We start from the raw sequence: 24,139 nt of genomic DNA, 5'->3' as shown, positions 1-24,139 counted from the left end.
TATTCCACTGATTGTGGTTTATCACCAGAGCAGATATAAACCGACTGAAGCGAACGACATTAAATAAACAAATGGTATGAATAATCAGTTTCACGGGGCAGAGGGAGGCAGGCAGGACAAGAAACCAATCTACTGCCCCTTTTCCTGTTTTATGGATAAGGGAGACAGGATTAATATTGTCTACTCATGATGTCGTTGTGCTAAAATTAAGGAATAGTACCATCATAGAGGAGACTCGGAATGACTTTGAGGAAGAAAAATGAAAAAATGATTATACTAGCTGTATCATTGGGCGTAATCCTTAACCCGTTAAATACAACGATGATTACAGTAGCATTACCAGCAATTCAAAAGGATTTTGACTTGAGTTCGGCAGGTATTTCATGGTTAATTGCTTCTTATTTTATTATTAGTGCCATCTTTACACCGTTAATTGGGAAATTGAGTGATATTTATGGAAGGAAATTGATCTTCTTAATTGGTCTTGGGCTAGTGGTGGTGTCATCCATTTTGGCACCATTATCTCCGAATTTGCCTGTGTTACTTGCGATACGTGGGATTCAAGCAATTGGTACCTCGGCACTCTTTCCAGCTGGTGTTGGGATTATTCGTAATACAATCCAGCATAATCAAAACCGGGTGATTGGAACATTAGCTGTTTTTGCAACAACGTCTGCGGCATTTGGGCCAACGATTGGAGGTATGCTCATTCAATTCGGGGGCTGGCCAATTCTTTTTTATGTGAATTTGCCGATACTAGCAATTGGAATTGGATTAACGTTGATGTTTATCCCGAAAGATAAGAAAAACACGGGGCTATCCTATAAGTTAGATGGATTTGGAATTTTGTTATTTAGTTTATTTATTACGTGTTGGATGATCTTTTTACTTGGACTCGAGCAACGTGTTCAAATTGGAACATTGATTCTTGCGATTGTACTAACGATTGTTTTCTATATGTATGAGAAAAGAAGAGATGAACCGTTTATCAATGTGAATTTCTTCCGGAAAAACTTGAATGTGGCAGTTATCTTTGTTCAGTACATTTTATCAACCGTAATATTCTTTGCAGTACTGTTAAGCTTCCCAACATTTATTCAAATTGTGTTAGGTGCAAGCTCTCAACAAGCGGGAATCGTGATGCTTTCGCTTTCTATTTTTGCAATGATCCTGACACCTATCGCCACTAGATGGATGGAGCGGGCAGGATTTCGAATTCCGTTACTAACCAGTGTTCTAATCGGATTAGTGGGTGTAGTCTTGTTATTTACTGTTAAGGATAATTCACCTTTAGTCTGGATTGGTGTCGTGCTTGCGGTTACGGGGATTAGTAATGGGATACAGAATATTGGACTGCAAAATCTGTTGTATAGATTTATTGAGCCCGCGGAAAGTGGAATTGCGTCTGGACTGCTTATGACATCGAGATTTATTGGAAATATATTGGCTTCGAGTATTTATGGCGTTGCGTTTGCGTCAGGAATGAACGTAGGAAATATGAGTACAATGGCGATTGTATTAGTGGTTGTTGCTGTTGTGTTGGTTCCAGGCATGCTCTATGTTACGGTGTATGAGAGAAGAAAGAATTATAGTTAAAAAAGCAGATCAACATAAAGTAAAGGGTTCCGTTTTGAGGTGCACTTTCAAAGATACTACTCAAATGACATTAAAATTGACTGATAAAATGGCAAATAAAAGCCGTCTAAATTTAAATTTAGACGGCTTTTATTATTAAAATGACAAGGATATCGCTGAGTTTTTTAAATTTTACTAATATATGGTGAGATAACTTTGTGAAATTATGTACTTAAAATAACGGGCAGTTTAATTTAATTAAAGATGAAACATAATGATTATCTGAAACGTAAATTTTTTAAATAGTATATTGAATATAAAAGGAGGGAGTTTGTGAAAAAACCGTTTTGAATTCCGTTAATTGCCTCACTTGGAACGATAATTTTGCTTTATTTGATAGGCAATATTGCCGATATAGATTTTCTTGTATTTGATATTTCATTACCATATTTTGAGATTTCTCTAACACCAATCGCTGTTGGGATATTAGTGGGGTTTATTAGTGAAATTATTATTAAATTGAAATCGAAATCTCACTAATAAGATTACTAAAGTCTTATTGTTTTAACTGGTGCTTAAAGGGAAGCACCAGTTAGCTATTTGGCAGGTTGTGGAATAAGGATAGAGTGTGTTGGGATATTAGTACAGAGGTGAAGTTTATGAAATATTTAAGTGTAATAGCAATTCTAATCACTTTTATTACCTTTTTACCAAGCCATAATTATGCACAACCAGATGCAGAATGTCCGAAAATAAATCACTTAGAGGAAACATCTATTAAAGATAAAGATGAACTATTAAATGCACTCAGGGCTACTTCTTCCTCTGACACAGAAATGAGCTTAACATTAAAAGAGGCGATTGAGACTTGCACAAAAAGAAGCACTAAAGTGGAATAAAGAAGCGATGTTATATAACGGGAGTAGCGTTGATAGAGATGAAACGCAAACAGGAATGGAAGGTAGAAGGAAACATTGGAACATCCAATTTGGTATACCAAATAAGACAGATTGGTATGTAGTAACTATCCGGGATGGAAAAGTATGGGGAGAAACACATTTGCCTAATGAATTAGATAGTATGCCTGAGAATTACTTTATCTCTAATGTTAAAGAATTTAAGTATGATACACCTAAATTACTAAAAAAGAGTCAAAAAATCACCAAGATATATCCAGGAGACACTTTTGCTAAAGGTTATAATTTTGGTTTCACGAAAGACCCGAAAAAAAACTTTCCGCTTGTGATGGTTATTGGTTGGGATGAGACAAAGAAAAGCATGATTTACTTGATGTACAATGCAATAACAGGAGAATTGGAAGAAAAAATTGAAAGAGAACAATACAAAAATTAAAGGGGTTATATTCATGAAAAAAATATGGCTCTTTTTTTAGTATCCACTTGGGAGTCAAAAAAGTAATAAAACTGTGTACCTTGTTGAACAAAGTGGTGCAAGAGTCGAACAAGGCAATTAAAGTCTGATTGTCTTTTCTTTTTCAAATTTATATCAGGAATATTATGTTATATTAAATAAAAAAAGGTATTGAGCTATCGGACAGGTTACTTAAATAGGATTTTTTACTGTTAGGTAGGGGGTGGAGAATTGACTTACAGTGCAAAAACACAAAGAGTTGTTCAGCTTCTTATCTTTATATGGGCTGTATGGGCAATGTTTACTAATACAGATTATCCTACAATGTATTATTTTTTAATACCTTTTTCAATATTTATCCTTGCATCAATCTTTGTCAATTTTAAGTTTAAGATGGCAGAAGGTTCCATGACTTTTCAAATCCTTATATTTATATTTGCAGTTTACAATAAAGAGGTTGACCATAAACAAATTGATAGTATGAAATTTAAACGTATTGGATGGGGAAAGAAATGTGTAATCGTGAAAAACAACAATGGCTTTAATTTTCGAATTTCTAATTTTTATCCAGAAAAAATTTATAACGATTTGATTGGTTTCGCTAACGAATACAGTATACCAATATCTAAAACAAAAGATTATTTAATTTTGGAGAAGTTGAACTAACTGCTGCGGGCTGAACAAGGGGCAGTCGCTTTTTCGCTAACTAGGAAGATTAGTTTAAGAAAAAAGTAGGGAGGGATTTAAAAATGTACGATACAATTGTGATAGGAGCTGGACAAGCAGGTCTTTCAGCAGGTTATTATTTAAATCAGTCCAAGCAAAAATTTATCCTTATTGATAAAGGCAATGAGGTAGGAGAAAGTTGGAAAGAGAGATACGACTCTTTAATTTTATTTACACCTCGAATTTATAGCTCTTTACCTGGGATGCCTATTGAAGGAGAAAAACAAGGCTTTCCAACCAAAGATGAGATTGTTTCTTATCTAAAAAAATATGCAGATCAATTTAAAATTCCTATTCAATTTAATACAGAAGTTATAAATGTCTCCAGGATAAACGGTAATTTCTTAATAAAAACTAAAAAAGGAGAATACCAAGCAAAAAATGTTGTTATCGCAACTGGACCTTTTCAAACCCCAAGCATTCCTCCATTCTCAAGGGGGTTACCACATAACGTTAAACAACTTCACTCCTCTCAGTATAAGAATCCTGGCCAGTTGATAGATGGAAATGTTCTTGTAATAGGCGGCGGCAATAGTGGTGCTCAAATTGCCGCCGAATTATCTAAACAAAGGCAAACATATTTAGCTTGTAGCAGGAATTTAAAATACTTACCTTTGACCGTAGGAAGAAAAAGCATCTTTTCGTGGTTTGACAAATTAGGTATTTTAAAGGTAAACCATACTTCGCTAATAGGAAAATTGCTTCAACAGAAGGGGGATCCCATATTCGAATTGAATTAAAAAATGCAATTAAAAATAAAGAAGTAATCATAAAAAAAAGAGTAACTGGTTGCGAACAAAACAAGGTAACTTTTGAGGATACATCAACTCTAGAAGTTAGCAATATCATATGGGCTACGGGTTTTAAAACAGACTTTTCTTGGCTAAAGATAAATGACGCTATAACTGAGGAAGGAAAAGTTGTACATAATCGAGGTATCTCAACTATTAAGGGATTGTATTTCATTGGTTTACCCTGGCAGTATCGACGTGGCTCAGCCTTACTACAAAGTGTAGGATTTGATGCAGAATATATTATAACCCAAATAGTTAGCTAATAACTCTTCTTCAACTAAGCACCCGTTACTACGATAAGTAGCGGGGATCTTTTTAGTAACTGGCAGTTTAATATAACAACGAGATCATCAATGCGGTTTTTTAAAGATAATAAGAAAAAGTGGGTAGTATTACAATGATAAATAGTAAAGCAATAGAATTAAAAAATTTTTCAATAGGGTTACCGAAAAAAATTATGTATGGAAATGGGGTTGGAGACTTAAAGAATCACGGGAGTCTAGATCGTGCTGTATGTGTTTACCCGTATGAACATTATTTTCTGTGGGAAAAAGAACTTGGTAACCCTCTACCACCCTCAACTTTCGGTGAAAATTTAACAGTAACGAATATGTTGGAAAAAGATGTTTGTGTTGGAGATATTTTTCAACTTGGAGAAGCTATTATACAGGTTACTCAAGGTAGAATTCCGTGTAGTACAATTACAAAGCGAACGAATCATCCTACTCTTCTAAAAAGGATGGTACAAACAGGTTTTACTGGTTATTTATGTCGTGTTTTAGAAGAAGGTATTGTACGAAAAGATTCTAAAATTACATTGTTGGAATCGCACCCTAAAAAAGTATCGATTCTTTATGGAAATGAGATTTATTTTCATAAACAAAAAGATATTGAAGGAATAAAAAGATTATTAGTTGTTGAAGAATTGGCTGATGAGTGGAAAGAACCTCTGGTAAACAGGCTAAATAAACTTACCGCCCTATAATAATTTATCTAAGAGAACATTAGGTGCACCGGGTAGAGTCCTTAAAACTGACTTTGCATTTGATATTATCGAACGTGAACAGGAAGGAGCAACCTACGAAGATCTGAAAGAATTGGCCTTATTAACGATATTCCAGTTATTTGATGAGATAATTCTTACGTCAGAAAAAGGATTGAGCCGCTTAGGCGATATTATCGGAGAGCAGACCCATTTATAATTTTTTATTATTTTTATTGACAATAAGTGAATCAAAAATGGTCGCTGTTGCAACCATTTTTTATTAGAGAATACAATGTAGAAATCTTCTTCAACGAAAGGATGCATTACCGGAACAAGGGTAATGCTCTTTTTTATATTTTTAATGATATTGAAAAAATAGTCGATAAATGTAATACGATTAATAAAGGAATTTCGTTCACTTTGTAGAAATGATTAGTATAAGGTCATTGTCTCGCAACACTAGCCGAATTTAAATTAGGAAGGTGAACGATATGCTTAAGAAGAATCTTATTATAAGAAAATTACAAAATTGGCTACCAAATCATGAGCAAGGCATGTATGAAAAAAAACTTACTCGTGTCATGAAAGGTTTAAAGGTTGATGATTACAATTTCAATTGGGATCGTACGAGTTGCTTTGTTGAATTTCATTACAATGAGAATTTTTACAGGCTTGAACACTCTGTTGATAAAGCTAAGAAAAAAGGAATTGTTTTAAACAATGGACTGGATTGTTTGGTGGAGCTGACTCAATCATTGGAAGATCTATCCGGTATTATTGATAGAGGAATGAACGACTTTGAAACATGGATATTCGGGATGAAACAGGCATCTTCGGAAACAAAGATGCATGAATTCCAAGAAGAATTCGAAATAAGATATAAGACATTGGGAAGACAAAATAATGCGGAGTATAACACAGACAAACTGAAGGAACTTATACCTTTTGGAACGGAACCATCACTAAAAGAATTTAGACAAAATCAGATTGACCAACGATTACTATAATAAAGCTGGATTTTGAAGAAGTTTAATGTAGACTTTTACAAAAATGCAGATAGTAAGCAAGATATAGGAATATAAACATTTCTGTATCTATCCCATTTTATTGCCATTACCAAGACCTTCATTTACTATTATAACTTCACTTAAATAAGACAATCAGAATTTGATTGTCTTTTCTATTTCTAATAACTCAACTTTCGCAGAATGAAATGGATAAATTATCCTTGGCAGAATTAGGAGGGCTCGTGATAACTGCTCAAGTTGACTTTGGATGAACCTTTTGCACTCAGCTGTCTGGATACATGTAGACCCTTCATTATTTCGTTACTTTTCTTACTTCAGATTTTATATAAAGTGCGAAGTAACTGTAGCGTGACTTTCTTCCATCCTTAAGAAGATGAGTGTTTTTGCCGCCGTTCGGGATCGCTGCGGGCGGATGCGCACCTTAGGGCACGGCCTCAGCCTCCTCGAGAAGACCACTCTGCGGGGTCTTCGGACACGTGCTTTTCCCGCAGGAGTCACCGCCCTCCGCTCACCCGGACTGGTGAAGCTCCTGTCGAAGAATTTTTTTCCCTTTTTTCAGGTAAACAATTCTGTTACCGGCAAACGCTATACGGGCTGCGGTTGCCTAAGAGCCTGTTTGATTTTTGGGGCTTCTGATCTAAAAAATTAGACGTTACTTCGTAGTTTATCTCAACTCTGGCTAGGATATTAGTAGTCCCATTATATGTTTACCTCAGTTACTTGTTAGAACCAATTTTATTGGTGTGAAAGTTGAGTAATAAGGTTAGGAATTCTATGTATTTTTTAATTAAAGGGCTGCTTGAGTTAAAGAAGGTTAACCCGTTATTTCGGGTTAACCTTTTGATATTTGATGTTTCTTATGTTAGCTAGATGGAATTCTTGTCGGACTCTTCCACTTCATAGAGCGAGGAGAAATTTTGATGGATTTATTTACCTGGATTATTGTAACTTTTCCGATTTGGCTTGCTGTTCTTATTGCTATAATGCTAAATTTAATGAAAGATAACTTTAAAGAGTAAGTTATTTATTCAGATGAATAGCTTAATATGCACGCATAGAGAATCCATATTAGTTTCTTCACCAAATACCCCCCGTTATACGATTCCTCTATATGTAGCCGGAAAGATCAGCTGGAATGGAAGCAAGAGAATGTCCCCATGTTTCCGGTGAAATAGTACTTGATTATTAAAACGCTTTCAGTTATAATTTTTTGTATTGATAGTTTGTTTACCGAACAAAATATTGTTTAAAAAGTACAAATTGTAAGCGTTATTTATTTTGTAGATAAATCATATCAAGTTATGTGCGCTAGTAACAAAAGGGGGATTTTATCTATATTTTATACAATTGTTTCAGAAATTAAGAGAATCATTGATTGTAATGATAATCTTTGAAACATCAGGGGATCGGGGATTAACTTTTTAAAAATGGGGATTTGTTATTATATTTTATTTTATTGATTACTGGCAAGAAGATTCATTGAGGTAGAATAGTAGATTGGGGCAGGGTTATTCAAACAACGATTTTTGAATTTTTCAAAGGGTGGGAAAGTATAGAAAGGGCAGTAAATTTGCTTAGATATGAACAGCCACGTCCAGTTGTTACTTAATGGACGTATTCGCTTTCATTTATTACGGACTGTAATACCCATTGGAAATCTATCAACAGAAGCACTTATAAGAATATACTCAAGGGGGAAACAACAATGTCGAATACAGCAATTGAAAACAACAATCAATATAATTCTGCAAAGATATGGCAGATTGGATTATTTGCCCTAAATAATACAGCTACAAATATGTATTTATTCATTATCGGATTCGTTGCCTATTATGCGACAGGAATTGCTGGACTGACTGTTGTAGCAGTTAGTGCAGTTATCGGGCTTAGTCGAGTACTTGATGCTGTCACTGACCCAATCATTGGATTCGTTATTGATAAAACAGAATCCAAATTTGGTAAGTTCCGGCCAATGATGGTTATTGGGAACGTTATTCTAGCTAGTTCCGTTTTAATTATGTACAATGTCACACATTTATTGCCAGAAGTATGGCAATTACCATTCTTCATTTTGGTTTATGCCTTGTACATTATCGGTTATACATTCCAGACAGCATGTACGAAAGCAGCACAAACCGTTCTGACGAATGATCCGAAACAACGTCCACTGTTCAGTGCATTCGATGCAGCATATAATATTGTAGTATTCACTGGTGGACAAGTTTTCGTAGCCAATTATCTAGTAGCTAAACATGGTGATTTTACGATGGCTCTATTTACGGAATTGAATATGTTTGCCATAATTTTAGCTGGTTTATTTACAATCTTGGCAGTGTTTGCAATTAAGGGTAGAGATAGGAAAGAATACTTTGGACTTGCTGGTGAAAATGTAGAAACAAGATTCCGTGATTACTGGCCGATTCTGAAAGGAAACAGACCGTTACAAATGTTAGTTATCGCTGCTTCCACAGATAAAGTTGCAACCATGGTGCTTAGACAGCCAGCAGTCTATATTATGTTCTTCGGGATTGTATTAGGGGACTATGCACTTAGCGGTACTTTTTCAATGATTACAATTGTACCAAGTCTGTTAATTACTATACTAGGTGTTCGGTTAGCTTCGAAAACAAGCTTAAAGAATGCATTAGTCAAAGCTACATGGGTAGGGTTAATCACAGCGGCCATTCTAATGGCACTCTTCTTGCTTGTTGATCCAAGTGTAATCTCACTTGAAAATATTGGATTTGCTACGATACTATTTTTAGTTCTCTATTGCTTGCTTCGTGGTATTGAGACGTTAACACCTGCAATTGTTATTCCAATGATTGCTGACGTAGCTGATTATGAAACATATCGAACAGGCAGATTTGTACCAGGTATGATGGGAACTATTTTTTCCTTTATCGATAAAGTGATGTCTGCAATGGCACCAGCACTTGTTGGTATTGTTGTTGCAATGATTGGTTACAAGGATGAGTTCCCACAATTAGGAGAGGCATTAACAACTCCATTACTTATCGCGACCTTGATTCTAATATTCGGTATTCCGATTCTTGGTTGGATTATCTCACTCATCGCTATGAAATTCTATGGCCTTGATGATAAGAAAATGGTAGAAATTCAAACAGAGATTACAAGGGTAAGAGAGCAGATTACTACAGCGAAAGAGAAAAAGGCTGCTGCAAAAGAGTCTGATAAATAGCTATAAAACTTTAATTAATAGTGCCTGTTCCACTTCGCTTAAACAGCAGTGGGGCAGGCACCATTTTTAATTTATTTTAGATAAAGATAGATGAAAATGAAATAGATGTGTATAATTCGGAATAATAAATGAAATGAAAGAAAGGGATTTAAAATGACGTTTCAACAATTAAGATATGTGATTGAAGTGGCGAGAAGTCGGTCCATTAGCAAAGCGGCACAGAAGTTGTTTATTAGTCAGCCAAGCCTTTCAAATGCTATTAAAGAGTTGGAGAAGGAAATGGGAATTATCATTTTTTCTCGGACCAATAAGGGAATTATGGTTACTACCGAAGGCTCAGAATTTTTAGGTTATGCAAGGCAGGTACTTGAACAGACAGAACTTCTTGAAAACCGCTATGCTATTGCTCAACCGTCCCAACAGCAATTCTCTGTATCTGCCCAGCACTATGCTTTTGTTGTAAGTGCTTATGTACGTCTTTTGAAAGAGTATGACAGGGAAGAATATGAATTTACATTAAGAGAAACGCGGACATATGAAATCATTGCTGATGTGAAAACTTTGCGTAGTGAAATTGGTGTTTTATATGTAAATGAATTTAATAAAAATGTTATTTCTAAATTTCTTAGAGAAGGAAATTTAGAATTCCATGAATTATTTGAAGCAAAACCACATGTTTTTATTAGCTCGAATAACCCACTTGTAAAACAGGATTATGTAACATTATCTGATTTGGACGAGTACCCATATCTTTCGTATGAACAAGGGGACTATAATTCTTTTTACTTTTCAGAAGAGATCTTGAGCACACTTTCCAGACCAAAAAATATCCGTGTAAGTGACCGGGCTACTTTATTTAACTTACTCATTGGCTTAAATGGCTATACAATCTCGACAGGAGTCATTGATAAAGAATTAAACCATGACATTATAGCAGTTCCATTAAAGGTGGATGAACGAATTACTGTTGGCTATATTACCCATAAAAATGTACCAAACAGCAAGCTGGCCAATGTCTATATTGAATATTTAAAAGAAACAACTGCACTTGCAAGATCACAGATATAGTTTAAAGCTATAGAAAGTGATAGAATTTAGGTGTTACGCTATATTGATCATCGCATGATATACTTTCTTTAATCAGATAAACAAAGAGAGAGATGAATGGAAATAGAATTAAAACAGGAAAAAGAGAGAAGGGTAATACATGACAATTACACAAACAGTTCCATACCGAAATGATATTGTAGGTTCTTTCCTACGTCCTAAAGCGATTAAAGAAGCACGTGAGGCAGTAAAAGAAGGAAAAATGTCAATCGAAAATCTTCGTGAAATAGAAAATCAAGCAATTAAAGAGCTGGTAGAAAAACAAGTATCAGTAGGACTTAAATCTGTTACAGATGGTGAATTTCGTCGTAGTTGGTGGCATCTAGATTTTATGTGGGGATTAGATGGTGTAGAAAAGTCAGCTACTGAAGTTGGACTTGCATTTAATGGAATTGAGTCACGTAAGGAATCAGCAAGTATCACGGGGAAAATCGACTTTTCAGCACATCCGTTTTTAGATGATTATAATTATTTAGCATCTACCGTTCCTGAAGGCGTGAATGCAAGACAAACATTACCTTCAGCTGTACAATTTTTATTCGAAATCACGAAGCCACATAATATTGAAAATACAAGGAAACATTATCCAAACAAAGAGGAATTATACGATGATATTGTTCGAGCGTATAAAAAAGCATTCAACGCGTTTTATGAAGCTGGATGCCGTAATATCCAAATGGATGAAGTTGTTTGGGCGGTTCTTTGTGATAAAAGCTATCGTGAAAACGCAGCAAAGGAAGAGATTGATTTAGATGTATTGGCAAAAGAATATGTTGAATTGAATAATCGTATTCTTGCTGATAAGCCGGAAGATTTAATTGTCACAACACATGTTTGTCGAGGGAATTATCGTTCGACATGGCATTATTCTGGTGGATATGATCCTGTTTCAAAAGAGTTATTTGAAAATGAAAATGTGGATGCTTATTATCTTGAATTTGATTCGGAAAGAGCGGGTGGATTTGAACCACTTCAATATGTTTCCGGGGATAAGAAGGTCGTCTTAGGACTGGTTACATCAAAAAGAGCAGAGTTAGAAAATGAAGAAGATGTGATTGCACGGATTAAAGAAGCATCTCAATATGTGCCACTAGACCGTCTGTGCTTAAGCCCACAATGTGGATTCTCTTCAACAGAAGAAGGAAATGAATTAACCGATGAAGACCAATGGAAAAAACTAGAATTGATTAAACGTATTTCTGATAAAGTTTGGGCGGAATAATTAGAAGTAAGAAGCATGGGGACGCAGGGGCAACAACGTGAAGTTTACTTTCACATCGCTGATAACCGTAAAAAAAGCGACGATGAAAAGTTGCATTGGTTCCCCCAGTGTCTATTACTCCATTTATGCAATAGGGCAGTTGCCTATCCTTTGGTCGCTGTATGGCTGTATCTAAGGCAGCCACATTAAAAATAGATCATCTCTTTGTAAATGCACTTACAAGAGATGATCTATTTTTAAATTAATTTCCCGTATATATATTTTCGTTTCTAGTTGGTAAGCTCCATCCAAAACGGTGGGATATAATACGCAATACTAGGATCATTCCGAAAAGAATATATAGTTGATAAGGCTCGTCGGCCCAGCCCATTGCTATAATAAATCCAGCGATTAGAGCCCATAATAGATATATGTCTTGGCGGAAAACGATTGGTTTTTGTTGCGCCAAAACATCTCGAATGATTCCTCCACCTGCACCGGTTATTGCTGCTGAAAACATAATAGCTATAATAGGGAGGTCACTAGAATATGCATGCATCGCACCCTGGATTGCAAATGCTGATAAGCCAATGGAATCAAATACACTCCATTTTTTTAAACGATACACTGCCCAACCTGGTAAAATAAAGACAATTGTAATTATGACAATTGCGGTAATAAAAAGTGCGGTTTGCTGCCATAACTCTATAATAGGGATACCGGTAAAAAGATTTCTAACGGCTCCTCCACCAAACGCAGTAATTAATCCTAAAACATATGCACCCATGATATCATATTTTACTTCCAGCGCAATGATCGCACCGCTAATTGCAAAGGCAATGGTTCCAATCGCGTTTAAAACCTCCCACGTCATAAAACCCCTCCTATTCAAAAAGTAAATTACATAGAAACCCTTGTCGCTGTCCTTGTACTCTGAGTTTCTTCTTGCGATTTAGAAGGGTGTTCCCCTTGGCTGCATAATAATCACTTCAAAGAAGCATCGTGCAGAGGTTTTACCTTTGAGAATTATCTTCCATTAAAACTGCTCGGTCAGTGACGTATATTACGTTATCTCACAAAGCCGCTTTTCTCGTCGTTTTCTCTTTATAATATAGATTAGAATAGGAAGACTTGATTTGTCAATGGTCTCATGCGCGTAATTGAGAATGATACCTTCCTCCTTTTCCACTTAATGGAGGATATGTATGCGTGGTGATTTTTAAAGTTAACATGCCATGGTATTAATTGTAAAAAAAGTGTCAGCTCCCATTATTATAAACTAGTGGGGCTGACATTTTCTGTTTGAAGTCGATACTTTTTCATGGAGCAACAGTGGCCTGCATGTGGTGGAACTAGTTTTAAATATGGCCATGGAGTAGATAGTAGTAGAGGGACATAAACCTACTAGAGTTCCTAATCCCCATTAAAATCCAAGCTGTTCAATTTGATTTTTTAATTCGGTTATATTTTCGATTGTTTGGTAAATCTCAGAGTTCTGCATTTGTTCTACAACGACTTCTCCATTCTGGACAACATTGTTTGTAGCATCGAGTAGCTGCTGATTTTTCTCTGTAATTGTTTGATGGATTCCTTCTGCAATCGTAGGTACTTCAATATTATTGAAGTTCTTAATGGAATCTTCTAGGGATAGCAAGCGATCTTCCAGTTCTTCTTTTGCAGCAGGATCTGTTGTCGCTTCATTTAAAAGACCCGAAGTTTCTTCAGCAAAATTACTTAGTTCATTTAGGTAATCTGTTGCCTCTGTAGCGTAATTCAATGTATTATTGGTTTCTTCGACAATCGAACAACCAGTGAGAACTATAGTTAGTAGAACAAAGCTAATAATTTTTTTCATTGGGAGCTCCTTTCGTGTATTTCTATATTACATTATTCGATAATTTATGTCACTCTTGTTAAGAATAGAGTATGAGTGAGCTTTCTTTAAGCTCATTACTTGATGTTATCCGGTAAAGGTGTTAAGAATATAGTATTGCCAATTTATACTGGAAAAACAGGAGGAAAATAATATGAAGATAGTAGCGCTTGTAGGTAGTAATCGTGCAGATTCTTATAATATGCAACTGACTAGATTTATGAAAGAAAGATATGCTGGAAAAGTTGACATCGAAATATTACCAATTGACCAACTGCCTTTTTATAATCAGGATGAGGAAATGAATCCACCAGAAATTGTAAAAGAAATTAGGGCTGAAATTAAAGGAAGTGATGGCATTTTATTTGCAACACCTGAATATAATGCATCTATTTCTGGAATGATGAAAAATGCAATCGACTGGTTTTCGCGTGTCGATACAGTAATGGTAGGAAAACCTGCTATGATTGTCGGTGCTTCTATGGGTGCTTTAGGTACTGTAAAAGCGCAAATGCAACTTCGTCAAATATTGAATGCTCCAGGAGTAGGCACTCTTACATTACCGGGGAATGAAGTATACGTCGGTTCTGTTCATGAAAAATTCGATGAAGAAGGCAATTTAACAGATGAACCAACCGCACAATTTATAGATTCTGTTGTTAATAATTTTGTGAACTGGGCGGAAAACGCTAAAGTATACAGCTAACTTGAAGGGTTATTCAACCGTCATCAGGGCATTTGTCCTGATGACGGTTTTTAATTGTCATGTTCATCGTTCTTTATTTCTTATTCATTTTACCTGCATTCTAACAATCCTAAAAAAAACAATTTTGATCTCGAACAAATAATAGCTCTTAATTAATGTTTGAGACTGCGATTAATCTTCTCACCGAAAATAATGGTTACTTTATAATGATCCGAGTTTAGGTGAAATGCGACGTAAACAGCTAGGTTAGTTTATATAAGTAAGTGCATATTCCGCCGTCCGGGTGAGAGTGCGGAAAGCGTAGTATATTTCCCAGAGCGGTCGCCGAAGTTTTTACATACTGATAGAAATAGATAGCAGTTACTTTGTAGTTTAGCGAATTTGTGATAAAAACAACAATTCTTTTTCCTCGAGACGAGCAGTGAGGAGTCGGAGTAATCGCAGTCTTAATTTACTAGAAAACAGCCAAAGTAAAATACAGACCTCTGCATGGTAACACATAGGAGGTCTGTATTTATGTTAATCTGGCGGATTACTTCCTATATTCTTTTTCAGTTCCATCGTTGTAGTCAATCTCAAGTTCAACATTTTGGGCATCTTCCGGAATTTTAAACGCTTCGAATACTGTATTTAAAACTTCGTCATCTGGAGTATCTTTATTGAATTCAAAAGTAGAAAAAATACTGTCAAGCTCACTCAGGGCTTCGTCACCGGTAAGTTGAATTCCCTGTTGTTTGTCTTCATATGAAGATTCTGTGCCTTCGTTATCGATTTCATAGTCAACTTCCACTGCATCTTCAGTACCTTCAAAGTCTGCTTCTAAATCAAAGCTTCTAAATGCATATTCCGATTCTATATCATTTTCAGTTGCGTTGGATTCACCACCAGAATCATTCCCTGTATTAGTAGAATTCGATTCTTCAGGTGCTTCTGTAACGTCCTGTGTTTCTTCACTTTCGTTCGTATTTTCTCCTCCATTGCCACATGCAGTGATAACCACTGCAATTAGAATCAAGGTAAGCAATACTAAATATTTATTTTTCAATATGTTCACTCCTTAAGATTTATTATACAATATAATATTTCCCGAAGTAACCAGAAGTAAACATATCTGATTTTTAAACGCTTTAAAACTCTGGAATAATCTTCCTTTTCTTCACCATCAATTCTATAGAGTTTTGCTTGATTTTATTATAACTTCAGAGTAATATTATGGGTTATATGCAAAATTAGTTTTGTTTGGAAAGAAGGAAACAATATGGATAATCAAAACATAGCAACAGATGAAAACATAAAGAAAATACCAATAATGATTGTACTAATATCAGGTGCTTTTGTAGCAATATTAAACCAGACACTATTAGGGACTGCTCTACCACATATAATGAATGATTTGAATCTAGATGCAAATACCGTCCAATGGCTGCAGTCTGCTTTTATGCTGGTAAATGGAATTATGATACCAGTAACAGCATTTCTGATAGGGACTTTTACTACAAGAAGTCTGTTTCTTACAGCAATGGGGTTATTTACTGTAGGAACATTAGTTTGTGCGGTTGCGCCTGGTTTTCCCGTTTTATTATCAGGAAGAGTACTACAGGCTGCGGGTGCAGGTATCATAATGCCCTTAATGCAAACAATCTTAATGCTGATTTTTCCAATTGAAAAAAGGGGAACAGCGATGGGGATGTTTGGTTTGGTAATAGCTTTTGCTCCAGCAATAGGGCCATCACTATCAGGCTATATTGTAGAAAATTTTCCTTGGCGAACATTATTTTTCATGATTTTGCCAATAGCTATTATCGATATTATCGTTGCATACTTTATTCTTAAAAATGTAACGAAGCGAACATTTCCTAAACTGGATGTATTATCGATTATCTTATCTACATTAGGTTTCGGTGGTTTATTGTATGGATTTAGTGTTGCTGGAAGCGCTGGTTGGACGAGTGAGCAAGTTATAATTTCCATGATTGTTGGGTTACTAACGCTTGCCTGGTTTATTTTAAGGCAGTTCAAACTGGAACAGCCAATTTTGGAGTTTAGAGTGTTTAAGTATAAAATATTTACGATTACAACTGTTTTAGGTATGGTTACGTTTATGGTGATGATTGGTGCAGCAGTTGTACTGCCTCTATTCATGCAAACAATGTTAGGATTCTCAGCATTAGAGTCAGGGCTTGCACTTTTGGCTGGTGCTGTATTACAAGGGATTATGAACCCGATAACAGGGCGATTATTTGATAAATATGGAGCGAGGTATTTGGCCATTATCGGATTAAGCTTAATGGTTGTGACGACATTTATGTTTGGTTTTCTGACGCCTGATACTTCCTTTATGTATATTTCAATGGTTCATGCTTTCCGAATGATGGGTGTAGCCATGGTGATGATGCCTGTTACAACTGCTGGTCTAAATGTGTTGCCTAATCATTTAATAGCACATGGAACCGCAGTGAATAATACGTTACGTCAAGTTTCAGGTGCAATTGGAACAGCATTGCCAATTACGATTATGACAACAGCAACTATCCCAAATGAAGGTGTACAGGGAATGATTCATGGTGTTAATATTTCCTTTATCGCTATAGGGATTGTCTCTATTGTAGGCTTTATACTTGCTTTCTTTGTGAATGATCGAAGTACAGACAGGAAAATTAGTACGAGATAAATTGCAATATACGTAAAATAGGAGATTGCCTTCGGATATTATTTCGGAGCAATCTCTTTTTTTATGCTTCATCGTTATATTTGAACGGAGCTAAGGAAAGGGGTATAAAATATGATAAAGCACCCTCAAATTCATACTGTGATCGATTGTAGTTGTGGTGGTATCAATTTCACAAAAAAACCTTGAAATGCAGATTGTTCTGCTTTCCAAGGTTAAAATTTAATACTGTTTTAGTTTGTTACTTTATTATATGCTCCGTGCATGACCGGCCCAACATATTCATTTAGTTTCCATCCATTTGCGATTGCAGCGGTAACAAAATCTTTTGCTGCAAATACGGATTCCTTAACAGATTTACCATGTGCAAGATTTGCTGTAATTGCTGCGGCAAAAGTACAACCTGCTCCGTGGTTATAGGTTGTTTCTACTTTGTCTCGTTCCAGAATTTCAAAGTCTTGTCCATCATAGAATAGGTCGATAGCCTTCTCATGATCCAATGCCTTTCCACCTTTAATGACAACATTTTTAGCACCAAGTTCATGAATTTTAACGGCTGCTTCCTTCATATCATCAAGCGTTTTAAGGGGACCATTTTGTGCTAACTGGCCAGCTTCAAATAGATTTGGAGTAGTAACGAATGATTTTGGAAGAAGATAATCACGCATTGCATCTGTATTTTCTGGTTGCAATACTTCATCTTCACCTTTACAAACCATTACAGGATCAAGTACATATTTATCAATATTGTATTCGTCGATTTTTTTCGCGCCGAGCTTAATGATATCTACAGAACCGAGCATTCCCGATTTCATAGCATCCACGCCAACAGATAAAATCGTATCTAATTGTTTCTCCACTATATCAACATCAATTGGTGTTACATTGTGGCCCCAACTTTTAGGATCCATTGTTACAATGGATGTTAAAGCTGTCATGCCGTATACATCATATTCTTGGAATGTTTTAAGATCTGCTGCAATACCTGCGCCACCACTTGAATCGGATCCGGCGAGTGTTAATGTCTTTTTCATTGTCATTGCAAATACCCCCTGCTAATTTCCTCACTAAGTTTTCGAATAATAAAAGAATAAACTTTTACGGAAAAGATGTAAAGTGATTGAGATTCGGTGCCTGTCACTCCCTGAATTTTGTCGAATTTTAGGTTAACTGTTTATAAAGGCGTTAGTGGAATCGAGTTCACCTTTTATTCGGGTTGCATGAAGTTTTTCACCATTCAGCCATTTGCCAAAATCAAAAATCATTGGTGGCCTGTTTCCTCCGAGAGCAAACCAGGCTTTCATTTCCTTTGGTAAGTATGCAGCAGTGTGCAAGGTGCCTGAAAATGCTCCATATTTTTTAGAAAAGATTCCTTTATCTGTATCATTTAGCATTTGGTATGCATGGTATGGATCTGTTACATTTGTTTGAAGCTTTTTCATATTGTCTTCTCTTCTTATTGAATCATCCATCTGATAGCGATTTTCATCCGTTAATGCTTCAAAATGATTGGTGCAAATATTAGCTTGTCGAATGGTTACATTCCTTGGTGAAACTTCAGCAATCACTGATTTACCCGTTTGGTCGAGTAAAACATAGTTGAAAGAATTACGGGGTGGTATTTCTTTCAACAGTGAAACTGCTTCCTCCACATTCGCACAAGTTTCTAACACAATACGACCGACCATATTGCAGAGAAATCCATCATCTGACTTTTTACGATTAACAAAGTTATAACCCAAGACAAGCCCTTTTTCATTCAAGCCATCCGTCCGTCCTGTTATCTGCATGGAAGGGCCGATAACTGCATAACCCTGATCTGTCGGCTTATAAAGTAAATATCGTCCTTCATAGGTATGGGGGGCATTATCATAATTGCGAATCATATAGTCAGAATCAGTGAAGATGGAGCAGCCACTACGACCATATTCATAGTAATACCCTCCGAACTCACGAATGGCATCTGGTAACTTCATGGATAAAGCATCTGCAAGTCCATGAATTTCTTCCCATATCGCCGGAGCGAAAAGGGAAAACATCTGTCTTACTTCACTTTCTTCAAAAAGAAAATGCCGCCAGCGCAATTTTGTTTGATCTTTACGATGCTTTAGGATTGAAGAATCCTTCAGCAATTCTCCTTGCCTATATCCAAAATCATAATGATTTCCACTAAACTGTATAATATCACTAAATACTTTAGTCATTTTTTTCTCCTTACTTACTAAACATCAAAGAAAAGTTTACGTGTTATGGATGGAAAAAGGAATGAATATGCTTGGAAATGGTAATATGTATCTTATGGTAACCAAAGATTATTTTTTTATAAAAATGATAGGAGGACCTCTTGCTATGCAAAAAAACGTTCAAGTCATCTATGATAGCTTATATGATTATTATGGCCCGCAAAGTTGGTGGCCTGCAGATACATTATTTGAGATGATGATTGGATCGATCCTTGTTCAAAATACAAACTGGAGAAATGTTGATAAAGCATTATTGCAATTAAAACCTTTTCTTAAACCCGAACTAATATATGAAATGCCTATAGATGAGCTGGCACAGTTGATCAGGTCGAGCGGGTTTTACAATATAAAAGCTAAGCGAATCAAAGCATTCATGGAATGGTTCCAAACACACGATTATAAGATAGAACAAATCAAAAATATAGAAAGTAAACAATTGCGTAATGAGTTGCTTAGAATTAATGGAGTAGGAAAAGAAACAGCTGATGTCATGCTATTGTACGCATTTGATAAGCCGATATTTATTGTGGATGCCTATGCTAGAAGGATTTTTTATAGATTGGGATTTGATATGCCAACAAGCTATGATGGTTTCCGAAATGAAGTTGAAAAAGAAATGCCAAGAAATTTAATTGTATATAATGAGTATCATGCACTACTGGTCGAACACGCTAAAGTTCATTGTAAATCAACACCAATATGTGAGGGTTGTCCCTTAAAGTCTATCTGTGATCAGCGTTTATCTTAAAATCCTCACTCGGTCACTCATCAAGGATTTGAAGTCCCGAAAACAGAGGAAAGCTCCTTATTTGGTCACTCATCAAGGTTCTGAAGTCCCGAAAGCAGATGAAGATTCCACATTCGGTCACACATCAAGGTTATGACGTCCCGAAAACAGAGGAAGGCTCCTCATTTGGTCACTCATCAAGGTTATGAAGTCCCGAAAGCAGTGGAAAAAACTCATTCGGTCACACATCAATGTTCTGTCGTCCTGAACACATAAGTACAGGAGAAAATCCATTGAAACTTAAGGATTTCTCCCGTTCTGAATTTGGTCTATTTTTTGCTGTAAATCGTCAATTTGTTTCTGCATTTGGTCAAATTGCTTTACTCGAAGACTTTCTTCCATCTCTGCCACATTAGAATCTAAAAAGTCTCTTTCATAAATAATGGTTGAACCGACAAATGCAATCACACTTCCAATTGTTGTAAGCATTCCTCCATAATATAATAGCTTATCACCAATTTCTGGAGGAGTACCTTTAAACGAATTATTCATCACAGTACACTCCTGTAAAAAGTTTATAGGATAGCATATGGATTTTTGAAAGAAGATTTACAAAAAAATGCTATTTAAACTTTAGAATGTAAGTGAACAGTTTTAAATTAATCCTTTTCAGATTTTGGCTTATGCTTCAAATTATGTATATCGTCTTCTTCAGCAATCTCCGTCTGCATTTGGTTACGATAGCGGAAATAGTCAGGTTGGGATTCTCCATCATTTAATACTCTTTCTTTCATATAAATGTGGAAGATTGCTTCACCAATAGCCATAATATAACCAGCAGCTAATGAAACAATTAGAATGGGGGCACCCGTTCCAATATATAAAGCACTTAGACCCAAAATGGAGATAGTGGCAAGACCAAAGTCAGCGACAGCCGCCATAAAATAGCCTAATTTAGGTAAGATGAAAAGATCCCCGATAATATAGGAAGTACCTGTTATTAATACACTCATGAATAATATCTCTCCAAGATTAGCTGCCTCAAAAATCGTCAAGATAGATAAAAGGACAATTGCAGTAATTGCAAACTTTATACCTAAAGCTTTTACATGTTTCAATATATAACTTCCTTTCAAAAAATACTTTATAATTAGCATTTGTATTTTTTTGATTAACTATACCGAGTAATTTACAATATAGAAAAAGGAGTCGATGTATCATGGCAGAATTAAAATACGAAATTATAGAATCGATTGCAGTACTTTCTGAGTCACCAAAAGGCTGGACAAAGGAATTGAATCTGATCAGCTGGAATGGAAGGGATCCTAAGTATGATTTGCGGGACTGGGCACCGGATAAAGAGAAAATGGGCAAAGGGATAACTTTGTCAAAAGAGGAATTGAAAAAACTGCAAGAAGTTATGATGGAGTTCGAATAATTAAACGTTGATTATCGCCTGGACGAGTAGTAATTATTCAAATTGTATATCTAACATACCACTTGAAATCAGTAGTTCATAAACGGAACTGCTGATTTTTTTTTTTTTTAATTTCTCCAATAGTTACTTTATACTATTAAATAACTTTTTATATGAACGGATTGTATGGTATTTAAGAAAAAGACAGTGACATTAATATTTCAATAAATAAACCATTCGTACCACCTTTTTTTACAATGAGATTACTATTGGTAATTATTGATAAAAAACTAGGACTTAATTATGCTAATTTCTGAATTTTATATTAATAATTTTTCCATATTATTTAATTGTTGGGACTATATGATTACATAGTTTTCCCCACGTTTCGTCACATGTTTGACATATTTTTTATATATGTGATTATTTATAAAAGCAGAGAATTTAATGAGGAAAAGAGGACTTCAAATTGCTGGAATCAAAACGTAAAGCACTTATATTCTTTTTAATTGCAATTCTATTGGCAGCTGCATCTGGGTTTCTTATATTACAAAAGGTAAAAGATTTAAACACTGACTTAGGAACAGTGGTAAAAATCTATGTAGCGAAAAAGGATGTTAATTCTCGCCAAGTGATAACACCTAACGATATAACCACTGACGAAATCCCCAAGAAGTATTTGCGTGATGAGCATGTTAGAAATGTGGAGGATTTAATCAATAAAGTTTCGACTGTCCCACTTTCAAAAGGTAACATCATTACCAAGAATATGCTCAAGGATGCATCTGCTGTAACCGATGTGGATAATAGGCTGATTACATTGCTCAGCTCAGATAAAGTTTACTTTGATGAAATATTAACTGCATTGGACCGTGTAGATATTTTAGTATCCCATAACTTGGGAAAGGAACCAGTGACAGAGGTGTTTTTGGAAGATGTTAAAGTGGCTCGGGTTGCTGCTGCCAAAAAAGATGATACAGAGGAGACAGATGATGGATTTGCTGGGGTGCAGGTGGAAGTACCATATGAAGTAGTTCCAGAATTAATACATATGCAAAATTATGCCGATAGCATGCGAATTGTAAAAGCAAATGTAGGACAATTGACACCGACAAAGGAAAGTGCAGGTGAAGCCGAAGCAGCAACCGAAGAAACAAATGACAAAGAGGCCGAGGCTACACCTAAAGAAACTACGGAGAAAAAGGAAGACAGCGAAAGCACGAAAGAGAAGCAGGCAGCTGAGACCAAAAAAGCAAAGACCGAAGAGGAAAAGCCCGAAAAGAAAGAAGCTGAAAATACAAATAAGGAAGAGCAAAATACAGATGAGTAATACTATTTTGCATCATGATCAATGGGTGGAGGAAGTTGTATGAAGGTAGCAAATGATATTTATGTTGTTGGTAAAAATGAAGAACTTATATCATCCATACAGGAACGAGTCAGGGAAGAATATCAATTGCATTTTGTTTCTGCTGCAGAATTAAAGAAGTATGATGCCCAGGTAATTGTTATCGTTAATTCAGAAACAAACTCTGCTGTTGAAGATGCACAACTCATTTTATCGAATTTTCCAAGTGCTTCTATTATTTGTGTAAATGATGAGGAAAATTTTGAAGTATTACGTGGATTGATTCGTTTAGGTGTTTCAGACTATTATGTTTTTCCAGGAGAAGAAATTATCTTTATGGAAAAGCTGGATGCCACAGCTAAAGCAGCTGCAGCTATTAACGATCTGGAATCCGATTCGACATCATTCAAGCGCGGTGGCGGTAAGGTTTATGCTTTTTACAGTGGAAGTGGTGGGGTAGGGAAATCGTTAATCAGCAGTGCTTTTGCCCAAACACTTAAATTGGAATCAACTGCAAATGTTCTATATATTGATCTGAATTTACAGTACGGTGGTGCAGAAACATACCTTGGTATCGATAGCAATCGATCGATGGTAGACCTGCTTCCTGTAATCGATGAACTGGGAGAACATCATATCCGAAATGTTGCAGAAATCGAGAAACATTCGAAACTCCAAGTATTGGTAAGTCCGAGAGATGCGGAAATGGCGGAGAAAATAAGTGAGGATTTTATATTCCGATTAATCCGAGCCAGTAAACGCAGCTATGATTTTATCATTATTGATTTACCTGTCTGGATGGATGAAAGAGTATATGCAGCTTTAGAGGAAGCAAATAAAATCTACTATATGATGAATATCGATACAGTAGCAATACGCGTGCTGAACCATGTCGAAAAGTTATTCAAACAGTTAGGGATCGTGACACAAGATCGTTTAGAGCTAGTCATGAATTTCAAAGGCAAAGATAAAGAGTTAACGAAAAAGGATATGGAAAAATTCGTTGAATATACAATCGCTGCTGAGATTAGAAGAGATAAGGGGCTTCAGCAATATATCAATCAAGGAGAGCCACTGAGGAAAGAACCGAAAGAGAAAAAGCTGACTATAGTAGCAAAAGACGTACATAAATGGGTTCACTCCATGCTGAAATAAGCACTACATAAGG

At 35.8% G+C, this 24,139-nt stretch carries 22 protein-coding genes and 2 pseudogenes; 17 read left to right on the top strand and 7 right to left on the bottom strand.

Going from position 1 to position 24,139, the window contains the following annotated elements; translation table 11 throughout:
- Positions 1-240 precede the first annotated feature (240 nt).
- The 11 genes and pseudogenes from BV906_RS10565 to BV906_RS10520 all read left to right on the top strand — a co-directional run bounded on the left by BV906_RS10565 (position 241) and on the right by BV906_RS10520 (position 12,010).
- Positions 241-1,596, top strand: coding sequence for an MFS transporter (locus BV906_RS10565; protein WP_087973474.1), 1,356 nt, complete (start codon positions 241-243; stop codon positions 1,594-1,596).
- 638 nt (positions 1,597-2,234) lie between these two features.
- Positions 2,235-2,474, top strand: coding sequence for a hypothetical protein (locus BV906_RS19870; protein WP_245844053.1), 240 nt, complete (start codon positions 2,235-2,237; stop codon positions 2,472-2,474).
- A complete protein-coding gene (locus tag BV906_RS10555; RefSeq protein ID WP_245844042.1) occupies positions 2,437-2,928 on the top strand; it encodes a hypothetical protein in 492 nt (163 codons plus the stop codon). The genes BV906_RS19870 and BV906_RS10555 overlap by 38 nt, the downstream gene beginning before the upstream one ends.
- Before the next feature lie 249 nt (positions 2,929-3,177).
- Positions 3,178-3,612 (top strand): hypothetical protein, encoded by a 435-nt coding sequence (locus BV906_RS10550; RefSeq protein ID WP_087973473.1) that lies wholly within the window; start codon positions 3,178-3,180, stop codon positions 3,610-3,612.
- An 83-nt stretch (positions 3,613-3,695) separates the two neighbouring features.
- Positions 3,696-4,729: pseudogene (locus BV906_RS10545) on the top strand (flavin-containing monooxygenase).
- 134 nt (positions 4,730-4,863) lie between these two features.
- Complete coding sequence (locus BV906_RS10540; RefSeq protein ID WP_087973472.1) at positions 4,864-5,451, top strand: MOSC domain-containing protein; 588 nt, start codon at positions 4,864-4,866, stop codon at positions 5,449-5,451.
- 10 nt (positions 5,452-5,461) lie between these two features.
- A pseudogene (locus tag BV906_RS20260) lies at positions 5,462-5,668 on the top strand (nitronate monooxygenase); the annotation flags it as partial.
- Positions 5,669-5,942: 274 nt separating this feature from the next.
- Complete coding sequence (locus BV906_RS10535; RefSeq protein WP_087973471.1) at positions 5,943-6,458, top strand: hypothetical protein; 516 nt, start codon at positions 5,943-5,945, stop codon at positions 6,456-6,458.
- A 1,726-nt stretch (positions 6,459-8,184) separates the two neighbouring features.
- Positions 8,185-9,681 carry an MFS transporter gene (locus tag BV906_RS10530; RefSeq protein ID WP_087973470.1) on the top strand — a complete coding sequence of 499 codons (1,497 nt, stop codon included), beginning with the start codon at positions 8,185-8,187 and terminating at the stop codon, positions 9,679-9,681.
- Positions 9,682-9,834: 153 nt separating this feature from the next.
- Positions 9,835-10,749: a LysR family transcriptional regulator gene (locus BV906_RS10525; protein WP_087973469.1), complete on the top strand. Its 915-nt coding sequence runs from the start codon at positions 9,835-9,837 to the stop codon at positions 10,747-10,749.
- Positions 10,750-10,888: 139 nt separating this feature from the next.
- Entirely contained in the window at positions 10,889-12,010 is a 1,122-nt protein-coding gene (locus BV906_RS10520; protein ID WP_087973468.1) for a 5-methyltetrahydropteroyltriglutamate--homocysteine S-methyltransferase, read from the top strand.
- Positions 12,011-12,251: 241 nt separating this feature from the next.
- Here BV906_RS10520 and BV906_RS10515 read toward each other — a convergent pair whose 3' ends face one another.
- Positions 12,252-12,863 (bottom strand): trimeric intracellular cation channel family protein, encoded by a 612-nt coding sequence (locus BV906_RS10515; RefSeq protein WP_087973467.1) that lies wholly within the window; start codon positions 12,861-12,863, stop codon positions 12,252-12,254.
- Positions 12,864-13,412: 549 nt separating this feature from the next.
- Positions 13,413-13,844: a DUF6376 family protein gene (locus BV906_RS10510; RefSeq protein ID WP_087973466.1), complete on the bottom strand. Its 432-nt coding sequence runs from the start codon at positions 13,842-13,844 to the stop codon at positions 13,413-13,415.
- 172 nt (positions 13,845-14,016) lie between these two features.
- On the opposite strand from BV906_RS10510, the gene BV906_RS10505 reads away from it, so the two are divergent.
- Positions 14,017-14,568 carry an NADPH-dependent FMN reductase gene (locus tag BV906_RS10505; protein ID WP_087973465.1) on the top strand — a complete coding sequence of 184 codons (552 nt, stop codon included), beginning with the start codon at positions 14,017-14,019 and terminating at the stop codon, positions 14,566-14,568.
- A 532-nt stretch (positions 14,569-15,100) separates the two neighbouring features.
- Here the strand turns inward: BV906_RS10505 and BV906_RS10500 are convergent.
- A complete protein-coding gene (locus BV906_RS10500; RefSeq protein WP_176330313.1) occupies positions 15,101-15,613 on the bottom strand; it encodes a YusW family protein in 513 nt (170 codons plus the stop codon).
- Positions 15,614-15,826: 213 nt separating this feature from the next.
- Here BV906_RS10500 and BV906_RS10495 point away from each other — a divergent pair, with 213 nt between their 5' ends.
- Positions 15,827-17,239 carry a DHA2 family efflux MFS transporter permease subunit gene (locus tag BV906_RS10495; RefSeq protein ID WP_087973463.1) on the top strand — a complete coding sequence of 471 codons (1,413 nt, stop codon included), beginning with the start codon at positions 15,827-15,829 and terminating at the stop codon, positions 17,237-17,239.
- 230 nt (positions 17,240-17,469) lie between these two features.
- Here BV906_RS10495 and pdxK read toward each other — a convergent pair whose 3' ends face one another.
- Positions 17,470-18,276 (bottom strand): pyridoxine/pyridoxal/pyridoxamine kinase, encoded by an 807-nt coding sequence (gene pdxK, locus BV906_RS10490; RefSeq protein WP_087973462.1) that lies wholly within the window; start codon positions 18,274-18,276, stop codon positions 17,470-17,472.
- A gap of 126 nt (positions 18,277-18,402) precedes the next feature.
- Positions 18,403-19,440, bottom strand: a complete 1,038-nt coding sequence (locus tag BV906_RS10485; RefSeq protein ID WP_087973461.1) for a C45 family autoproteolytic acyltransferase/hydrolase — start codon at positions 19,438-19,440, stop codon at positions 18,403-18,405.
- Positions 19,441-19,585: 145 nt separating this feature from the next.
- Here BV906_RS10485 and BV906_RS10480 point away from each other — a divergent pair, with 145 nt between their 5' ends.
- Positions 19,586-20,227, top strand: coding sequence for an endonuclease III domain-containing protein (locus BV906_RS10480; RefSeq protein ID WP_087973568.1), 642 nt, complete (start codon positions 19,586-19,588; stop codon positions 20,225-20,227).
- Between the two features lie 279 nt (positions 20,228-20,506).
- On the opposite strand, the gene BV906_RS10475 is transcribed toward BV906_RS10480, so the two are convergent.
- Positions 20,507-20,758, bottom strand: a complete 252-nt coding sequence (locus BV906_RS10475) for a hypothetical protein (RefSeq protein WP_087973460.1) — start codon at positions 20,756-20,758, stop codon at positions 20,507-20,509.
- A gap of 107 nt (positions 20,759-20,865) precedes the next feature.
- Positions 20,866-21,324: a YndM family protein gene (locus tag BV906_RS10470; protein ID WP_176330312.1), complete on the bottom strand. Its 459-nt coding sequence runs from the start codon at positions 21,322-21,324 to the stop codon at positions 20,866-20,868.
- Between the two features lie 101 nt (positions 21,325-21,425).
- On the opposite strand from BV906_RS10470, the gene BV906_RS10465 reads away from it, so the two are divergent.
- From BV906_RS10465 to BV906_RS10455, 3 genes are all read left to right on the top strand, one after another.
- On the top strand, positions 21,426-21,644 hold the full coding sequence (locus BV906_RS10465) for a YdbC family protein (protein WP_087973458.1): 219 nt from the start codon (positions 21,426-21,428) through the stop codon (positions 21,642-21,644).
- Between the two features lie 448 nt (positions 21,645-22,092).
- Positions 22,093-22,953: a Flp pilus assembly protein CpaB gene (gene cpaB / locus BV906_RS10460; protein ID WP_087973457.1), complete on the top strand. Its 861-nt coding sequence runs from the start codon at positions 22,093-22,095 to the stop codon at positions 22,951-22,953.
- Positions 22,954-22,992: 39 nt separating this feature from the next.
- The gene (locus BV906_RS10455; RefSeq protein WP_087973456.1) at positions 22,993-24,126 is read left to right on the top strand and encodes a CpaE/TadZ family protein; all 1,134 of its coding nucleotides are present in this window, start codon (positions 22,993-22,995) and stop codon (positions 24,124-24,126) included.
- The last annotated feature ends 13 nt before the right edge of the window (positions 24,127-24,139 follow it).

The organism is Oceanobacillus rekensis, assembly GCF_002153375.1.
Taxonomy (GTDB): Bacteria; Bacillota; Bacilli; order Bacillales; family Amphibacillaceae; genus Oceanobacillus; species Oceanobacillus rekensis.
The sequence above is the reverse complement of the archived record's forward strand: the minus strand, read 5'-3'. Positions and strand labels throughout refer to the sequence as shown.